The sequence below is a fragment of the Chryseobacterium sp. HNCC26DJ239 genome (genome assembly GCF_057180445.1).
Genome location: NZ_JBXUGJ010000002.1, coordinates 1 through 16,992 on the forward strand (window position 1 = coordinate 1; position 16,992 = coordinate 16,992).

The following is a 16,992-nucleotide window of genomic DNA, read 5'->3' on the forward strand; positions in this document are numbered from 1 at the left end:
ATATGCTGATGGAATTCGTAAACTACGCCAAAAAGAATATGATAATGTCGACTTGTATAGTGATAGCGATGCTATTAAGGCCGAATTGCAAGAAAAACAAAAAGAAAAATTTATAGATTACTGTAATAGGTTGCTAAAGAAAAGACACGGCTCAAATAATAGTTCTGATTCAATTAGAACTAACTGGAGGTGTTTAATTGAATTTATTATAGAGTTTTCCGGAGATGATTTAAGATTTTCAAAAATTGATTTGAGTTTTGCTGATGATTTTAAGCTTTATCTTTTATCGGCGCCCTATCGCGGAAAAAAGAAAGGAATTCTTTCAAATAATAGTGCTGCAACGTACTTTTCTATTTTTAAGGCAATAGTTTCCCAAGCTTTTATTGATGGTTATTTTATAATTGACTTATCAGCAAAGATTAAAGGTATTGGAGAGCAAGAATCTTTCCGTGAACATCTCTCTTTGGAGGAACTTAATCTTTTAGTAAATACTCCTTGTGAAAATGATGAATTGAAAAGAGCATCTTTATTTTCTGCACTGACAGGGTTAAGACATTGTGATATTAAAAGGCTTAAGTGGAAAGAAATTGATGTTCAGTCAAATAGAATCAAAATTCAATTTAGACAAAAGAAAACAAAAGGAGTCGAGTATACACCGATTTCTGAACAAGCAATTCATTTATGCGGAACTCCGAGACTTCCCGAACAGCTAGTATTTGAAAATTTACAAGATAGCTCTTGGATTTCGAGACCTCTCGAAAAATGGGTCAAATCAGCTGGAATAACAAAGCATATAACTTTTCATTGCTTCAGACATACTTTTGCAACATTGCAGCTTTCTTTAGGAACAGACATTTATACAGTTAGTAAAATGCTTGGACACAGTAAAGTTACAACAACTCAAGTTTATGCTAAAGTAGTTGATGAACTGAAAAATGGAGCAGCTGGAGCTATTAAGCTGGATGAAAATATTTTAGAAGAAAACCAAGAAATTATACAAGCAAACTAATAAATATGAAAGTCAAAAATTTTGAATTAATATGTATGTATTTACCCATTATAGTGGTATGTATCCTTTTAGGAACTCAAGTTAGAACATATTTTATCGATAAAGGGTCCGATGAATTTACGGCAAATATCTTTTTTATAGTCGTGATTTTCGTAGGTGTTGTTATTTATTCAGGTCTAACATTGTTTTTGCATACTATCTATGAAATTATAAGCAGAATTATTACTAAAAGAAAAAATCTAGTTTTGGTTAATGAATTCTTTTCTGGACCTGTTACTATTGCTGATATTAAAGAAGATTTAAAATTTAAAGAAGTTGTAAAGTTCGATAATAAGCTTGAGATTGCATTAAGATATACAAAGGAGCAATTTGCGCTATACACATCTGTTAATGATTTAGAAAACCTATGCAGCTACATTACAAAGTATGCTAAGAAAGAAAAAATAGAAAATTTTAGCCCTGTAAGGGTTCACAAATTATCTAATATGGATTTGTATCATTTTGGCTGGAACATTTGGAAGCACTTTGATAGGCGAAATCAATATGAAGTAGCATTGTTTTTAAAAGAAGTTTTTCAACATTCACTAAAAGATGTTGAAACGGACTCAATTAAAAGTCATTTAAAAGATGATGATGAAAAAGGTATCATTAAAATAAAAAGAGATTTAAAATTTTAGTATAATAAATATCTTAACTCCTTGCATAGTCGTAGCGATTATTGAGCATTTACTAATATTTCTGAAGCTATCCATTTACGAACTTAAATGTCGGGAATATTTCAAAAAATTATAATACATTATTAATAGTTAAATTTTTTTAGAAGAAATTTTATCATAAATAGATTTTACATAAAATGAAGAATGTAGAGAATATTCCTTTTTTACTGCAACAAATTGAAGGTAAATTAAATTCGCTATCTATAGAACAGGATAAATTAGATAATCCTCTTTTTGATATAGAAGTGACCAAAAACGAAATCTTACGGATCGAAAGTGAAATTGACCCGATAAAGAAAGAACTTATATCTTATACTGATATTCAGAGGCAGAAAGAATTAATGAGGATTCGTCTAACAGAGTATATGGATGTACTCGGCAAAAATCACGATCTCCCTTTTTCAAAAAGTCAGGGGCGTATTGGAGAATTAAATTTTTATCTAAAGCCCCTTGTTGATATCAGAAGTATTTTGAACAACGATTTGACAACTGGTATCAGCGTTAATTTAGCCCTGACAAAAGATCCATCTGATGCAGTCTTTGATGCAGAATCATTTAGAGAAACTCTTTTTCAGCAAAGACATAGTATTATCCAAGCAAACAATATCTTTCAACTCTTTGAAGTGTGCAGAAATTTCCTTGAAAAGATAAAGATAAATTATAAGTAATTTTTTTATTGGATAATGTCTTCATTGTAATGGATTCGCCACTTCGGATTGTACTGAGGTGAAGTTAACTGATAGTCTAAGTAAAAATCATAATCACTATTCATTGCCAGAAATTTACTGTAAAACTCTTCTTTATAACCTGCATTATCCAAGTAGAATCCAATAGCTTGGTGATAAGGATATACAAATGATAATTTTTTATAATGATGATGTAATTTATCTGCGTCAATTAATTGCTTTACCATAGCAAATGCATTAAGGATATTTTTTGTTCCACCGGAATATAGTGGTCTTACAGTACAGTCTATAAGTGTCTTTTCAAGATTTGAAACTTTTACTCCATTAATGAAGGTTTCCATTGTAGTACTGCTTTGATTTTTAAGAAAGTAAAATGTTTTGTCTCTGAATTGCTTTATATTTTTTGTGACTCTCTGAGGTTTACTAAAAGCTAAATCTATATTTCCTTGAGTTAAGGTGTTTTTAGGACTGGAAATGCTATCGATCTCTTCTGATAAATAGATGGCGTTGTTTTCAATAGTACTTATTTGATGCATTATTAGTGCTGAATGGTGGCTAAAGTGTGTATATTTGTTATACGCATAAACCAAGTCAACAACTTCAGGATTGGAGTCATTGAAAATATATAAATCTTGTTCTAAGGTGTAATGTTTTTGAAGTATGTATTCGCTAATTTCTTTACTTAATTTTTTGAATTTGCGAAAACTCGAAATTTCCTGTACCAAATAATCAAATTCCTTTTTATTTAAAGCCTTTCTGTGAGGACTACCAGCAATATAAGCATCAACAATCTTTTCAAAATTCATTAGTACGTAGTATTATTTACTTATGTATACATAAGAAATAATACAAAGTTAGTCTTTTTTATTTGAAAAGTCAAATGGAGGAGATTTTTATTTAAAATGTCCGTTATTTCATACAAAATGTGTAATTTTGTATGAAATAACGGACATTATGAAAAAGAAACAAATAATTTTACCCAAGTATTTGGCTCTGCTGGAACAAATGGGAGAGAATATTAAACTTGCTCGAAAAAGAAGAAAATTAACTACAGAGCAGGTTTCAGAGAGAGCCGGAATTGTACGTTCAACACTACATCTTATTGAAAAAGGTGATCCAAGTGTGGCAATGGGATCATATTTTAATGTTTTGAGAGTATTGGGTCTTAGCGATGATATTTTAAAGCTTGGATCTGATGATGAATTTGGAAGAAAATTGCAAGATTTAGAATTACTGAAATAATATAATTAAATGAAATCTACTAAAGTTGACATATTTGTATATGCAGATTGGATTGACCTTCAAGGTCCTCATTTAATGGGGATTTTGTCAGCTCATCAGGGTAAAGGAAAAAAGTCCTTTAGTTTTGAATATGATAAAGAGTGGATTAAAAGTGCGGGTCAAAATTTAATAGATCCTGATCTTCAGTTGTTTGGAGGTCCACAATATCCAACCAATAAAGAAAATTTTGGTGTTTTTATGGATAGTATGCCTGATACTTGGGGAAGAACACTAATGAAAAGAAAATCTATTCAGGTAGCCAAAGAAACTGGAGAGAAAGAAAAGAAACTTTATGATCTGGATTATTTATTAGGAGTGTATGACCAAACAAGGATGGGTGCTCTGCGATTTAAGACTTCAATAGATGGAAATTTTTTAGATGATGATGAGAATAACCCTACACCACCCTGGTCATCATTAAGAGAGTTGGAGGCAGCCGTGAAAAGTTTTGAAAATGAAGATGAGCCTAAAATGAAAAGGTTATTAGCACTGCTTGTAGTTCCAGGATCTTCATTAGGGGGTGCAAGACCGAAAGCTAATGTTATGGATCAGGAAAAAAATTTATGGATTGCTAAATTTCCTTCAAAAAATGATACAATTGATAAGGCAGCGTGGGAATATCTGGCATACCGATTAGCTACTGATGCCGGAATTAATATGTCAGAAACAAAGATTCAAAAATTAAGTAACAGCTATCATACATTTTTCACCAAAAGATTTGATAGAACAAACTCCGGAAGAATTCATTTTTCGTCAGCTATGACTATGACAGGAAACAATGAAGAAAAATTAAGAGATTCAACTGCAAGTTACCTTGATATCGTTGATTTTATTACGAACTACGGTATTGATGTTAACAATAATTTGAAGGAATTATGGAGAAGAATCGTGTTTAGTATTTGTATATCAAACACAGATGATCACCTTAGAAATCACGGATTTATTTTAACCCCAAAAGGATGGATACTTTCACCAGCCTATGACATTAATCCGTCTGTGGATAAAGAAGGACTTGCTCTAAATATTGATACAGATAATAATGCTTTGGATCTTGAACTTGCTAAGGAAGTGGGCGCTCAATTTAGACTGAACGAAAATGAAATGGATGAAATCATTGAAAAAGTCATTTCGGTTGTAAGAGGATGGGAAAGTATTGCTAGCGAGATTGGAATACCCAGATCTGAACAAGAGCGTATGAGATCTGCATTTTTACCATTTGAAAATTAATCTTTTAAAATAATCTTAGTAAATAAATTTTAATTGATTAATACGTTTAGAATGAGCTATAAAAATTAAGTTTCAACAGTAGGTAAAAACTTATTGCTTAAAATGGGCTGGATTAAAAATTTCATACGGAGATTTTATCACTAAAGGTCTGGAACTTTGTGAAAATAAATAACAAGAATACTAAAGAATCAGTTTATCTTTTTTCTTGGTAATCCAATTTCATGTTCCTGTGGATAGGGATTTCGGTGAGTCATACTAACGTCTTCCCGTAGACTTCTTTCCATTTCTTTAGATTTTTCATCATCCATCGAATATCGCGGATCGGCAATCAAAGGCATTTTTGCCATTTTAGTAATGGTAATAGTAGGAAAATGATAATCTACTTCAACAGTTCCTAATAAAAGGTAGACTCCTCCTTCCTTAAAGGGAAATTGTTTTAAACTGTCGGGAAAATGTGCCGTGTCAAAATACTCACCTTCAGCATCGATCCATGTTCCGAAATACATATCGTCTTTCTTTCCAGGATGATTTCTCATCTTGATAGGAACGTGTTTCCTGGAAATTAAATATGCCAGCATTTTAACCTGTTTTTTATGATACTTCAAGAGATCTTTAACCAAAACGTGACCTCTGTATTTAGTCTTGAGTAAATCAAAGATCGAATAGGAAACTGGAAATCCTAAAATTTCAATTTCATCAAAAGCGTCTTCAAAAGGGTTTCTATCTATTGTCGGTAGCTTATAATCTTTTTGAGGTTCCTCAAATAATGATATGATCTTGCTTTTATATTGATTCTTTGAAAGTAGGAATCTTGCTTCAATTAAAAGTTCGTGTTTCTGCTTTCCGGTAAATCTGAAAGCCCCGACAAAAATTAATATCTGTAAAGTTTCAATACCAATGTTGACTCTTTTTATAAAATCTTCTAATGATCCGTAATCGCCGTTTTCTTTCCTTTCTTCCGGGATATTTACTTTGATAGAAGCTTCAAGTTTTTCAATATGCATTAGACCTAAGTACACATCTGTTCCATATAATGTTGTATGAAATTCGCTTAGGTTAATGCAGGGGTTATGAATTTTAGCACCTGACATCTTCGCCTCGTGTACATAAACTTCTGTTCGGTAAAAACCACCGCCATTATTAATAGCAGATACCATAAATTCGATAGGGTAATAGGCTTTCAGAAACAGACTCTGATAGCTCTCCACGGCATAAGAAGCAGAGTGTGCTTTACAAAAGGAGTAGCCGGCAAAAGATTCAATCTGTCGATATACTTCCTGAGAAAGCTGCTCAGGATGTCCTTTCCTTTTGCAGGATTCAAAGAAATCATCTTTTAATTTTTGTAAAGCTGAAAGTGATCGTCCTTTACCACTCATAGCTCTTCGAAGAACATCTCCATTAGCTGCAGAAACTCCACCAAAGTGCATCGCAATTTTAATGACATCTTCTTGATAAACCATAATGCCATAGGTTTCGCCTAATTCTTTTTCAAATACATCGTGGAAGTATTCAAATTGACCGGGATGATTGTGTCGGAAAATGTACTCCCGCATCATTCCACTCTGTGCAACTCCTGGACGAATAATTGATGATGCAGCAACCAATACTTTGTAATTATCACATTTTAATCTTCTCAAAAGTCCACGCATAGCTGGAGATTCAATGTAGAAACAACCAATGGTCTTTCCAATGCTCAAAAATTCATTGCACTTGACTTCATCCTTAGAGATTCTGGTATCTTCAATATCTACATTGATTCCCTTTTTTTCTTTAATTAGATTAACGGTATCTTTAATCGTTCCCAATCCTCTTTGTGAAAGAATGTCAAACTTTTCCAGACCAATATCCTCAGCTGTATGCATATCAAACTGAACAATTGGAAATTCTTTTGGAGGAAATTCTAAAACTGAATAATTTGTAATAGGTTCTTCGGAAATAAGAATCCCACAAGAATGCATACTTCTTTGATTGGGAAATCCAACTAACAACTGTTCATACTTATAAATCTCTTGAACAATTGAATTTTGATCGTGTAGTTCTCTCGGTTTTTTTGAAAGCTGATCTAGTTCATCTTTCGGCAGTCCAAAGACTTTTCCCAGTTCTCTGAATCTCGATTTTCTCTTGAACTCCACATTAGTTCCACAAAAAGCAACGTGATTTTTTCCATATTTATCAAAAATGTATTCCAAAATAGTGTCACGATTCTTCCAACTCCAATCGATGTCGAAGTCGGGAGGACTTTTACGGTTTAAGTTTAGAAAACGCTCAAAGTACAAATCTAGCTCTAGAGGACATATGTCGGAAATGCCTAAACAATAAGCTATAATACTGTTAGCGCCACTTCCTCTTCCGACGTGCATAAAACCCATACGCTTACTGTATTGAATAATATCCCAAGTAATCAAGAAGTAGCCGCAAAAATTAAGTTGATGAATAACTGTTAATTCTTTTTCAGCTCTCTCAATAGCCTGTCTGTTATTATCAGGATATCTATGAGATAAACCTTCATAAGCAAGCTGGGATAACAATTTAAAGTCATTTTCCTTGCTGTCAGTATAATATTTTTTATTCTTCGGGGTTTTAAATTCAAAATCAAAACTGCATTGACTGACGATAAATTTCGTGTTTTCAACGATTTCTGGGTAATGCTTAAACTGATCGAGAAGAGTTTTCTTACTCATAAACAACTCATCTTTTCTACAATAATCTTTTTCAGCCAGTTTTGTAAAAAGAATATTACCATCTATGGCTCGTAATATTTTATGAAGTTCGTATTCGTCATCAGTCTTAAACGTTACCGGATGAAGGATAACCATTTTATGAGTGAGGGATTTGAATTCAGAATTGATTAAAAGGTTTAACTCATCTTGTCTGATTCCGATAAACTCGTGTTCCAATAATATATCAGGTTTATTTTGTAAAGTATAAATCACAAAGCAGTTTTCTAATTGAGGATTAGATTTTGGAATTTCAATATTTTCACAATTATAATCGGTCAAAAGCCTGTTGACTTCAGCTATTCCTTTCGGGTTCTTCGCTAAGCATATATAATACTGCTCATTTTCAACTCTGACATCAACGCCTACAATAGGTTTAATGCCTTTATCTTCACACAGTTTATAAAACTGATAGATTCCCGTTACGGTATTGATATCAGTTAGCGCAAGAACTTTCAGCTTATAATCCATAGCCAGATCAACTAATTCTTCAACAGAAATAGTCCCATAACGAAGGCTATGATAGGTATGACAATTGAGGAACATAATTTTATTTATTGAGTCAAAAAACCGGAAGCCCTTCCAAGGCTTTTAGCACCAAAACGGTCTTTCATTTTATCCATGGTCTGATATAATGAGATCAGCTCTTCGGTATCTTCAAAAAGATTCATCTGATGGCTTCCGTGAACCAGTCCTGTAAACTTGACACCTACAAGACGAATTCTCATTCTTCGGGTATAAACTTTCTTGAAGAGTTCCAGAATATATTTCAGCAATGTGTGGTCTGCTGAGGTATAAGCCACCTTACATTGTTTAGTCTCTGTATCAAAGTTGGCATATCTTATTCTTACTGATACCGTTGAGGTCAGCCATTTTTCCTGTCTTAACTGGTAGCATAACTGTTCAACCATTCCGGAAAGAATACTTCTGATATTCGGAATATCGATGGTGTCTTCGGAAAAAGTTGTTTCAGTTGATATGGATTTACGCTCTGAATATTGAATCACAGGATTTAAATCAATGCCATTGGCTTTTTTCCATAACTCAGTTCCATTTTTTCCAATTAATTCCTGAAGCACATCCACTGGCATTTTAGCAAGTGTTTCAATCTTTCTTACACCTAATCTTGAAAGGAGTTCAAAGGTCACATCACCAACCATAGGAATCTTTCTGACGGATAAAGGATTTAAAAAAGGCTGTATTGCGAGCGGTTTTAATTCTAATTTACCGGCTGGCTTTGCTTCACCTGTTCCAATCTTTGAAACTGTTTTATTGGTAGACAATGCAAAACTAATAGGTAGACCTGTATTTTTCTTTACCGCTTCCGCAATTTCGGTTGTCCATTGATAGCAGCCGAAGAACTTATCCATGCCCGACAGATCAAGATAGAACTCGTCTACACTTGCTTTTTCCATAACAGGAACTTTTTCCTGAATGATTTCAGTCACCAAATGTGACATTTTGGAATAATACTCCATATCACCTTTGATAACCTGCGCTTCGGGACATAAGCGTAAAGCCATTCGCAAAGGCATCGCAGAACGAACCCCAAATTTCCTGGCTTCATAGGAACAAGATGCTACTACACCACGATCTCCGCCACCTATGATCACGGGCTGATTCTCCAATACAGAGTCTCTCAGCCGTTCACAGGAAACAAAGAATGTATCCAGATCCATATGTGCAATCGCTCGTTCCATTTGACAAAATTATCACGATTTGTAGCAAAAAATTGTATATTTGTTGCTATAATTTATAGCAATGTCAATTTTATCAGAAAACATGCGGTATTTAAGAGGTAAGCTCAATCTGTCTCAACAAAAGGTTGCCGATGATCTTTTAATTACCCGAGGCCGATATAGTAAGTATGAAGATGATGCCGCAGCGCCACCCCTTGATATTTTAGTGAAAATTTCAAGATATTATAATATCAGCATCGATTTACTTTTGACCATCAACGTCAGCAAATATTCGATTGATGAGATTATGGAGCTCCCTGACAATAGGATTGTTCTGCCTATCAGGGTTGATCAGGATGGAAACGATCAGATTGAGATTATTCCACAAAAAGCCTCTATGGGTTATCTGAACGGTTATGGAGATCCGGAATACATAGAAAGTTTGGAAACGATATCCTTACCTTTTTTAAAAGGTGGGAAGTTTAGAGCGTTTCCAGCGGACGGAGATTCTATGCCGCCTTATAAGAACGGAACTTATATTGTTGGAAAATATGTAGAAAATCTTTCTGATCTGAAAACGGACCGGACTTATATTTTCATCACCACTAATGATGGAATCAGTTACAAAAGATTCCAGTTTCATGAAGCAGACAGTATATGGGTAAAAGCTGACAATCAATTTTATGAGCCATATAAAATTCCATTATCTGAAATTAAAGAGATCTGGGAATTTGCCTGTAGTATCAATACGATAGAATATGGAGCTGATGAATTTGCAGAACGTAATATTCAAAACTTTATGACAGAGATCAAGACCGATATCAAACAGATTAAAGAAAAAATAGGAGATAAGAATTGAATTCATTTGAATAAAGCTCAAAAATAAGTTTCCTAACATTACTTCATAAAAAAAAATCTCCTAAGGGAAGCAAAAACACAAATGATGAAAAAAATCCCGTATAAACGGGCCAGATCAAATATAAATATTTTAATAGAAAATTGCAATGAGTCAGCTGAGTTTATTTGATACGGAAGAGTTTTATAAATTTCCAAAAGACCTTTTGGAATACAAGGAACATTTCCTGAGCAGCAAAGAAGCCGATGAATTGAAAGATATACTGCTGAAAACGACACCTTGGGAACAGCGAACTCAGAAGATGTATGATAAAACAGTTGTAACACCCCGCCTTACTGCTTGGTATGGAGGAAATGATAGCTCTTACGATTCAGACGGAAATGTTTCAGGAACTAATCCTTGGACTCCCGAGCTTTATACTTTAAAAGAAAGGATAGAAAAAGAATTTGGGTATCAGTTCAATGGTGTTTTATTAAACCTGTATCGTGATAATAATGATTCCGTGGCATGGCACAGAGATAAAGAAAGCCGCTATGGAAAACGACCTGTGATTGCATCAATCAGTTTAGGTCAAACCAGAAACTTTGATTTCAGAAAAAAAGACCATCATCAGAGCAAATACAGTTTGCCATTGCCTCACGGTTCGTTACTCATTATGAAAGGGGATTTACAGGAAAACTGGGAACATCGAATTGCTAAATCAACAGTAAAAATGAAAGAAAGGATTAATTTGACCTTTCGTTTAATTATTTAAATAAACTCTTACTTATCCAATTAACTTTTCCTATTTTAGAAAAAATAAGAAAGTATTAATAACCATTATTTTATGACTCAAAAAACACATCGGATTAGTTTTCATTTTTTCGATATCGGCGGCGGTGATGCTATTTTTATCAGATTTTTAGGAACAGATTCCCAATGGCATAATATACTTATTGATGGAGGATATGGTAAAGAGTACAAAAATTCTTTTGCCCCATTAATAAAAGAAATTTTGTCTTCTGGCGAACAAATTGAAAATTGGATTATCAGCCATATAGATCGCGACCATATCGGTGCCGTAAAAGGTTTTGTCGTGGACAAAAAAATTGAAAATAAACAAGACGCTGTAAAGAATTTTTTATTTAATCATTCTCCTGAGATGATAAAGGAATCTAATGGGAAAATCTCAGTCGGTGACGGGATTTTACTTAGGGATTTTTTAACTGCAAATAATCTTCTTACCACAGTGCCAATAAATACTGAAACATTACCAATTGAATGTTTTGGTTTTAAAATGACCATTCTTTCACCTACACCTGAAAAGGAAGCTGCTGCAACAGAATTGTGGAAAGAAGAAGAAAGTAATGGTAAAATTGGTAGAAAAGAAAATCAATCCGACCATAAAAAAATAATTGAAGAACTTACAGGGAATGAATTTAAACCGGATACAGATCCTGTTAATGGAAGCTCTATTGCTGTTCTTGCCGAGTTTGATAAGGTAAAAGTACTCTTATTAGCCGACAGTCATCCCTCTGATATAATTGACAGTTTAGATGCATTGGGGTATAATAAAGATCGGCCACTGCCCGTGAAGTTTATGCAATTATCACATCATGGCAGTAAAGCCAATACCTGCCCTAAATTGCTGGAAATAGTTCAGACCAATTGTTATGTGATAACTGGAAACGGTATCCATAACAGACATCCGGATAAAGAGACTATAGTTAGAATCATTACGAACGAGAGAAGAAATTCTGAAATTATCAAAATTCATTTTGCTTGTGATACTCAAGAATTGAGAAATATCTTTGAGGTCGATGACGACGCTTTTGAAAGATATACATTTGAATGTGATTATTCACAAATAGGACCTGACAGCTTAGAACTTTCGTACCTGCCCTTAACTCATAAAATATGAATGAAAATATACCACAGCTTTCTACAATCAAAATCAGATGTAACCACGAAATTGCTTCAGCAGTAATTTTCTACCCGAGTCCTGATGTTGATGACGTGTATGTCTTGACTGCAAAACATTGTTTAGAAGGTAAAAAGTTCGATAAAGAATATGTAAATACGGATATTAAACTTGAAGAGATTTTTAATCAGGAAACATCAGAATTTCATTCATACAATTTGACCGAAACAGATATTGTTATTGTGTCAGATGATGATGAGGATATGGCATTGTTGATTCTTTCTAAAAAGAATATTCTTCCACTTACAGGTAAACAATTTTTTTGTCAGGTAATTGATACTGATGAAATGGTGGAAGATTATCAAATTAGAGGGTATGCTAATTTTAATGATCAAGAGGCAGATCGATCTTTTCCTATGAAATTTATCGAAGATATCAAGAGCAATCGATATAAATTTACACTAAAGTCTGAAAATTCTCTCGATACATATTATCAACAGGCCTTGGAAAATGTTGAAGGATTGTCTGGAAGTGGCGCTTATTCTATCTTGTATGGAAAAACTTATTTTACAGGTATTATTCATACATACGAGGACGGTGGATTTTTTTTGGCGACCAAAGTTTTAGCATACAATAAGCTGATTCCATATCCTAAGTTCAGTCTGATCAATTCTATCAAACCGGAGACAGATAAAGATGTTCTCTTAAGTTATGAAGAAATGGAAAAAAATGAACAAACCACTAATTCTAGAACTAGAGAAAAAATCGGAGATTTTAATGTTCCTCGTGATAATATAGACCTCCTGCAATTGCTTAAAGAAAAGAATCTTGTAGTGGTTCATGGAAACCCGGGAGTTGGAAAATCGGCTTTGACAAAATCAGCTGTAAGTGATTTGAAAATGTCTGGAGATCGTAGTGTTTTAACTTTTACCGCTGAAAACCTGTATTGTGAAACAATTAGTGAAGCTTTGATAAAAGCCGGATGTAAAGTTAGTATCGAACAAATATTGGCAAGTCCTTTATCAAATAAGTATTTTTTAATTTGGATAGAAAGCTTTGAAAAACTAATAGAGTCAGGTAGCTCGGGAGCATTTAATGAACTACTTCAGATACTGGAAAAAAATAAAAATATAACTATAGTTTTAACAATAAGAGACTACTTATTACAGAAGTTTAAAATCGATTACTATTATGAGCTGCCAGAAAATATTGCTTATTTTCAAGTAGGTGAATTTAATGATGCTGAGGTTGAATTAATCGTTGAAAAAATTCCTGACTTACTGCCATTGATGGAAAATTCTAAGATTAAGCATCTTTTGAGAACTCCTTATTATCTTGATAAAGCTGTACGAATTATACCAGAACTATTAAGTGAGGAACACTTGGACGAGTTACAATTTAAAAGGTTAATGTGGAAATATATTGTTGAAGACAATCAATCACGACGAGGAACTGTTTTCTATGAGATTTGTCTTAAAAGATCTAGAGAAATGTCTCTTTTTACAACATATGAGAGCGATAACAGTGTGACTGCTGATCTTGTTAAAGATAATATTCTACAGTTGGATGATATGTCCGATACCAGTGCTTACAGTCCTTCTCACGACATATTGGAAGATTGGGCATTGATCAGATTTATAAGAAATCAAAAATCGGAGATTGCAAACTCAAAAGATTTTTTACTTTCGATAGAAAATACTCCCGCCATGAGAAGGGCATTCAGATTATGGATGGAAGAGTTTTATGAATATGAACCGGAAGCTTCCGTATATTTTATGCACGAGCTCTTAAGTGATGATACTTTGTCCCCTTCATGGAAAGATGAGCTACTGATTGTTTCACTTAGATCAAATCATTCCAAAGTACTACTGGATAGTTTAAAAGTACAGCTTCTTGAAGATGAAGCGAAATTGTTGGATCGCATAATCTATTTACTACAAACGAGTTGTAAAAAAATAGATCCTCAAAAAAGAAATTTTAATGATCTTCTGCCTATTGGCTCCGGATGGGATTATATAATTGATTTTATCAAAGCTAATATTAATGAAATTAAGCTGCAAAATTTTGAATTAAAACATTTGACTCTTATTGAATCATGGTCAAAACAGCTCCCTGAATTTAACCAAGGCATACTTCCATCTGGTGCAAAAAGCGCTGCTTTTCTGTTGGAAGATTTTATTTTTAGGTTGCAGGGTCGTTCAATTCAGAGGAGATTAGGCAGGAGATCTTCTGAATATTTAAAAAAATATATTAAAATTCTTTTTAAATTGACGGCAGCCGATCAGGAACTTATTGCTTCGATTATTCAAGCTTGCTTGATTCCTGAAACAGGTAATGAAAGATGGACTGATCCTGCTTTTCTACGAGAAATAAGAGCTTATATTACCGGAGGTGTTATTTCAGATCAAATTTGTCGCTTTTTCCCTGAAGAAGTTATTCAAATGGCTACTGAAGACTGGGCTCAAAAGGAAGAGAAATATGCACCGGGGAGTATTAATAGTATGCTTATTCGAGAGCCTAAAGTAAATGATTTTGGTTTAAATAAAGATTTAGAATATGATTATGGATTACCATCAGGTTATCAGACTTTTTTTTATTGGATGTTTTTGTATCACGGTGAAAAAGCTCTTGATTTCCTTATTCCATTTTTAAATGATGCTTTTGAAAAAAATTATGAAATTCTTCTGTCTTTAAAAAAGAGAGGGGTGGAAAGGATTGAGGTTGTTTTTGAAGATGGATCGTGTGGTGTATACTATGGGAATCCTGAGTACTGGTCTATGTACCGAGGATTTTCAATTTATGATAAGGTCTTAATATCAGTGCTGATGGCTTTGGAAAAGACTTTGTTAGAAATTGGGGATAAAAAAGATTTTTCAACAGCACGCATATTTTTAGACAGGTTGATAAGAGAGTCTAACAATATTGCCATTTTAGGAGTGGTCTGCAGCATTTTACAAGCATTTCCTAATTTAGTTGATGAAACTTCTGTCTCCTTATTAGGTGTCCCACTGTTTTTTAAGTGGGATTCTACAAGGTCTACTTCGGATATGATGAGAAGCAATGTCTATAATGACGAAGAATTCGAAAGAAAAGAACGAATTGCCGCAAATCAAAGAATTCATCGCAATAAGTATTATGTAGGTTTAGTTGGATTTGTGGCTGACTATATGTTTTATCAACGAGAGTATAATGAACTTTTATTCAAACAGGTCGACAGAATGTGGGAGAATGTCAAGGAAGATGATTGGCTTTTTAAAAAGTTTTTGTTTGATATGGATGCTAGAAAGTATGAATTTAAACATTTTAATCAAAAGGGATATGAAAATTATGTTCAGGTAGTTCCCGGATATGATGATACAATTAGAAATGTTGTAGAAAGTGGGAATGATTATACAGTTCCGACAGCTAATACGACTTGGGCAAGAAAAGTTTTCGAATACGAAGAAGTTGATGATCATAACTATGAAACTTGGAAAATAGGATATGAATTTATTTTGCAACTAGATGGTAGACGAGAAATTATGGTTTCTCCAGGTACTATGGCGTCTATTGCTCTTCGTGACTTTTCAAATCAACTTCAACCTGATGAAATTGCATGGTGTTGTGAAACTATTATCAATTTAGAAGCAAAAAAATTAGCGAAAACAGATCCATACGCTATTAATTTTGATTTATTGGATAATATACCTTCTCTTAAAGGATTATGCTATATTTTTAAAGTTGATATTGAGCAAGATTTAAAATTGAAGGTTAAAGAATTAATTTTCCGTTTACTTTTAAAGGGTCTTGACGCTAGGGAACGAATCGCTTTGCAGCACGCTATTTTACAGGAATTAGTATTATTTGAACCTGATTTTGTTTTAAACTGTTGGTATGGATTAGCAGAAGCCATCGTAATTCTAAAGGCACAAAATAAAGAAAGCGAGAGAAAGCGAATGTTATATCATCAAGGGAAATTAAGTGCTCGTGATTTTAATAAGTCGGAAGAAGACAATTGGTCGGAAGTACTAATTAATTCTGTTATCAAAGGAAGTATAAACATACCTGATGAAATTATCGTTTCATTAGACTTACATACTCAGTGGTACTTGGATGACATGCTTCGTATCATCCCATGGAATACGGCTCTTCCTGCTCACCACAAATTTATTCAGGATGTTCTGACACTACACACTGTTTTTTTAAATGATCCCAAATCAAGCATGCTGGATTTTTATGAAAGTAGACATGCATTTACTTTTTATTATCCACGATATCTGCTGAATCAGCCTACAGAATTATCATTACCTCTCTTAAAAAAAATACTTGATTCAAGTATAGAAACACCTGAAAAAAGTATCCCTGATGATTATTTAAAATTTATATATAAGTTAGTTGAAGAGTTTATTAGAGCAGCGATAGGTAGAATTCAACTCGAAAATTTCTGGATATTTTGGGAATTTTTGAAAGATTGGATGATCAATAACAGCAATGCGAGATTTCTACCAATTTTTCTTTTTGACATTGACTGGGTGGAGAGCTCTGAAAAATGGTCAGTATTGGATGGTAAAAGCTTATATTTCAAAGATTTTATAATTACTTTAGGATTTAACAGAATTAATTCATCGATAAAATTTTTAAGTGGCATTGCATTTTATAATTTTATGCCTAACTCAATATCATGGATTGTTCCCATGCTCCAAAGCCAAAATGCTGAACTGGTCGAGAACGATATTTTAGAAAAATTCGTTGAAAAAGCTTTTTATAAATATGGTGGTAAAATAAAAAGAGATAAAAATACTTTAGCTGACTTTCTATTTATTTTAGATTTTCTAGTCAAAAGAAGTTCTCCTAAAGCCTATATGTTACGAGAAGAATTACTTCAATTTAAATAATTAACATTTTGTCGTGAGATATTTTTGGGAAATATATTAATAAAATT

General features: G+C 33.3%; 12 protein-coding genes. 9 read left to right on the forward strand and 3 right to left on the reverse strand.

Going from position 1 to position 16,992, the window contains the following annotated elements; genetic code table 11:
- From AC2A1D_RS03680 to AC2A1D_RS03690, 3 genes are all read left to right on the forward strand, one after another.
- Nucleotides 1-1,009, forward strand: a 1,009-nt coding sequence (locus tag AC2A1D_RS03680) for a tyrosine-type recombinase/integrase (RefSeq protein ID WP_484042329.1), incomplete at its 5' end; no start/stop codon positions are given.
- Nucleotides 1,010-1,014: 5 nt separating this feature from the next.
- On the forward strand, nt 1,015-1,686 hold the full coding sequence (locus AC2A1D_RS03685; RefSeq protein ID WP_002977238.1) for a hypothetical protein: 672 nt from the start codon (nt 1,015-1,017) through the stop codon (nt 1,684-1,686).
- Between the two features lie 176 nt (nt 1,687-1,862).
- Nucleotides 1,863-2,393: a hypothetical protein gene (locus AC2A1D_RS03690; protein WP_002977239.1), complete on the forward strand. Its 531-nt coding sequence runs from the start codon at nt 1,863-1,865 to the stop codon at nt 2,391-2,393.
- 5 nt (nt 2,394-2,398) lie between these two features.
- Here the strand turns inward: AC2A1D_RS03690 and AC2A1D_RS03695 are convergent, their stop codons facing one another.
- Nucleotides 2,399-3,217 (reverse strand): hypothetical protein, encoded by an 819-nt coding sequence (locus tag AC2A1D_RS03695; protein ID WP_002977242.1) that lies wholly within the window; start codon nt 3,215-3,217, stop codon nt 2,399-2,401.
- A gap of 148 nt (nt 3,218-3,365) precedes the next feature.
- On the opposite strand from AC2A1D_RS03695, the gene AC2A1D_RS03700 reads away from it, so the two are divergent.
- Entirely contained in the window at nt 3,366-3,653 is a 288-nt protein-coding gene (locus AC2A1D_RS03700) for a helix-turn-helix domain-containing protein (protein WP_002977244.1), read from the forward strand.
- A 9-nt stretch (nt 3,654-3,662) separates the two neighbouring features.
- Nucleotides 3,663-4,919, forward strand: a complete 1,257-nt coding sequence (locus AC2A1D_RS03705) for a type II toxin-antitoxin system HipA family toxin (RefSeq protein ID WP_002977248.1) — start codon at nt 3,663-3,665, stop codon at nt 4,917-4,919.
- A 188-nt stretch (nt 4,920-5,107) separates the two neighbouring features.
- On the opposite strand, the gene AC2A1D_RS03710 is transcribed toward AC2A1D_RS03705, so the two are convergent.
- Nucleotides 5,108-8,182, reverse strand: coding sequence for a DNA polymerase III subunit alpha (locus tag AC2A1D_RS03710; protein WP_002977358.1), 3,075 nt, complete (start codon nt 8,180-8,182; stop codon nt 5,108-5,110).
- 8 nt (nt 8,183-8,190) lie between these two features.
- Nucleotides 8,191-9,336, reverse strand: a complete 1,146-nt coding sequence (gene dinB / locus AC2A1D_RS03715; protein WP_027383735.1) for a DNA polymerase IV — start codon at nt 9,334-9,336, stop codon at nt 8,191-8,193.
- 61 nt (nt 9,337-9,397) lie between these two features.
- Between dinB and AC2A1D_RS03720 the strand changes: the two genes are divergently transcribed.
- From AC2A1D_RS03720 to AC2A1D_RS03735, 4 genes are all read left to right on the forward strand, one after another.
- Complete coding sequence (locus tag AC2A1D_RS03720) at nt 9,398-10,174, forward strand: XRE family transcriptional regulator (RefSeq protein WP_027383734.1); 777 nt, start codon at nt 9,398-9,400, stop codon at nt 10,172-10,174.
- Between the two features lie 145 nt (nt 10,175-10,319).
- A complete protein-coding gene (locus AC2A1D_RS03725) occupies nt 10,320-10,925 on the forward strand; it encodes an alpha-ketoglutarate-dependent dioxygenase AlkB family protein (RefSeq protein ID WP_002977361.1) in 606 nt (201 codons plus the stop codon).
- A gap of 72 nt (nt 10,926-10,997) precedes the next feature.
- Complete coding sequence (locus AC2A1D_RS03730) at nt 10,998-12,071, forward strand: ComEC/Rec2 family competence protein (protein ID WP_002977362.1); 1,074 nt, start codon at nt 10,998-11,000, stop codon at nt 12,069-12,071.
- Entirely contained in the window at nt 12,068-16,945 is a 4,878-nt protein-coding gene (locus AC2A1D_RS03735; RefSeq protein ID WP_484042330.1) for an NACHT domain-containing protein, read from the forward strand. The genes AC2A1D_RS03730 and AC2A1D_RS03735 overlap by 4 nt, the downstream gene beginning before the upstream one ends.
- The last annotated feature ends 47 nt before the right edge of the window (nt 16,946-16,992 follow it).

Excerpts from the sequence above, each read along its gene's own strand:
- AC2A1D_RS03685 (WP_002977238.1), top strand. The coding sequence starts at position 1,015 with ATGAAAGTCAAAAATTTTGAATTAATATGTATGTATTTACCCATTATA.
- AC2A1D_RS03690 (WP_002977239.1), top strand. The coding sequence starts at position 1,863 with ATGAAGAATGTAGAGAATATTCCTTTTTTACTGCAACAAATTGAAGGT.
- AC2A1D_RS03695 (WP_002977242.1), bottom strand. The coding sequence starts at position 3,217 with ATGAATTTTGAAAAGATTGTTGATGCTTATATTGCTGGTAGTCCTCAC.
- AC2A1D_RS03700 (WP_002977244.1), top strand. The coding sequence starts at position 3,366 with ATGAAAAAGAAACAAATAATTTTACCCAAGTATTTGGCTCTGCTGGAA.
- AC2A1D_RS03705 (WP_002977248.1), top strand. The coding sequence starts at position 3,663 with ATGAAATCTACTAAAGTTGACATATTTGTATATGCAGATTGGATTGAC.
- AC2A1D_RS03710 (WP_002977358.1), bottom strand. The coding sequence starts at position 8,182 with ATGTTCCTCAATTGTCATACCTATCATAGCCTTCGTTATGGGACTATT.
- dinB (WP_027383735.1), bottom strand. The coding sequence starts at position 9,336 with ATGGAACGAGCGATTGCACATATGGATCTGGATACATTCTTTGTTTCC.
- AC2A1D_RS03720 (WP_027383734.1), top strand. The coding sequence starts at position 9,398 with ATGTCAATTTTATCAGAAAACATGCGGTATTTAAGAGGTAAGCTCAAT.
- AC2A1D_RS03725 (WP_002977361.1), top strand. The coding sequence starts at position 10,320 with ATGAGTCAGCTGAGTTTATTTGATACGGAAGAGTTTTATAAATTTCCA.
- AC2A1D_RS03730 (WP_002977362.1), top strand. The coding sequence starts at position 10,998 with ATGACTCAAAAAACACATCGGATTAGTTTTCATTTTTTCGATATCGGC.
- AC2A1D_RS03735 (WP_484042330.1), top strand. The coding sequence starts at position 12,068 with ATGAATGAAAATATACCACAGCTTTCTACAATCAAAATCAGATGTAAC.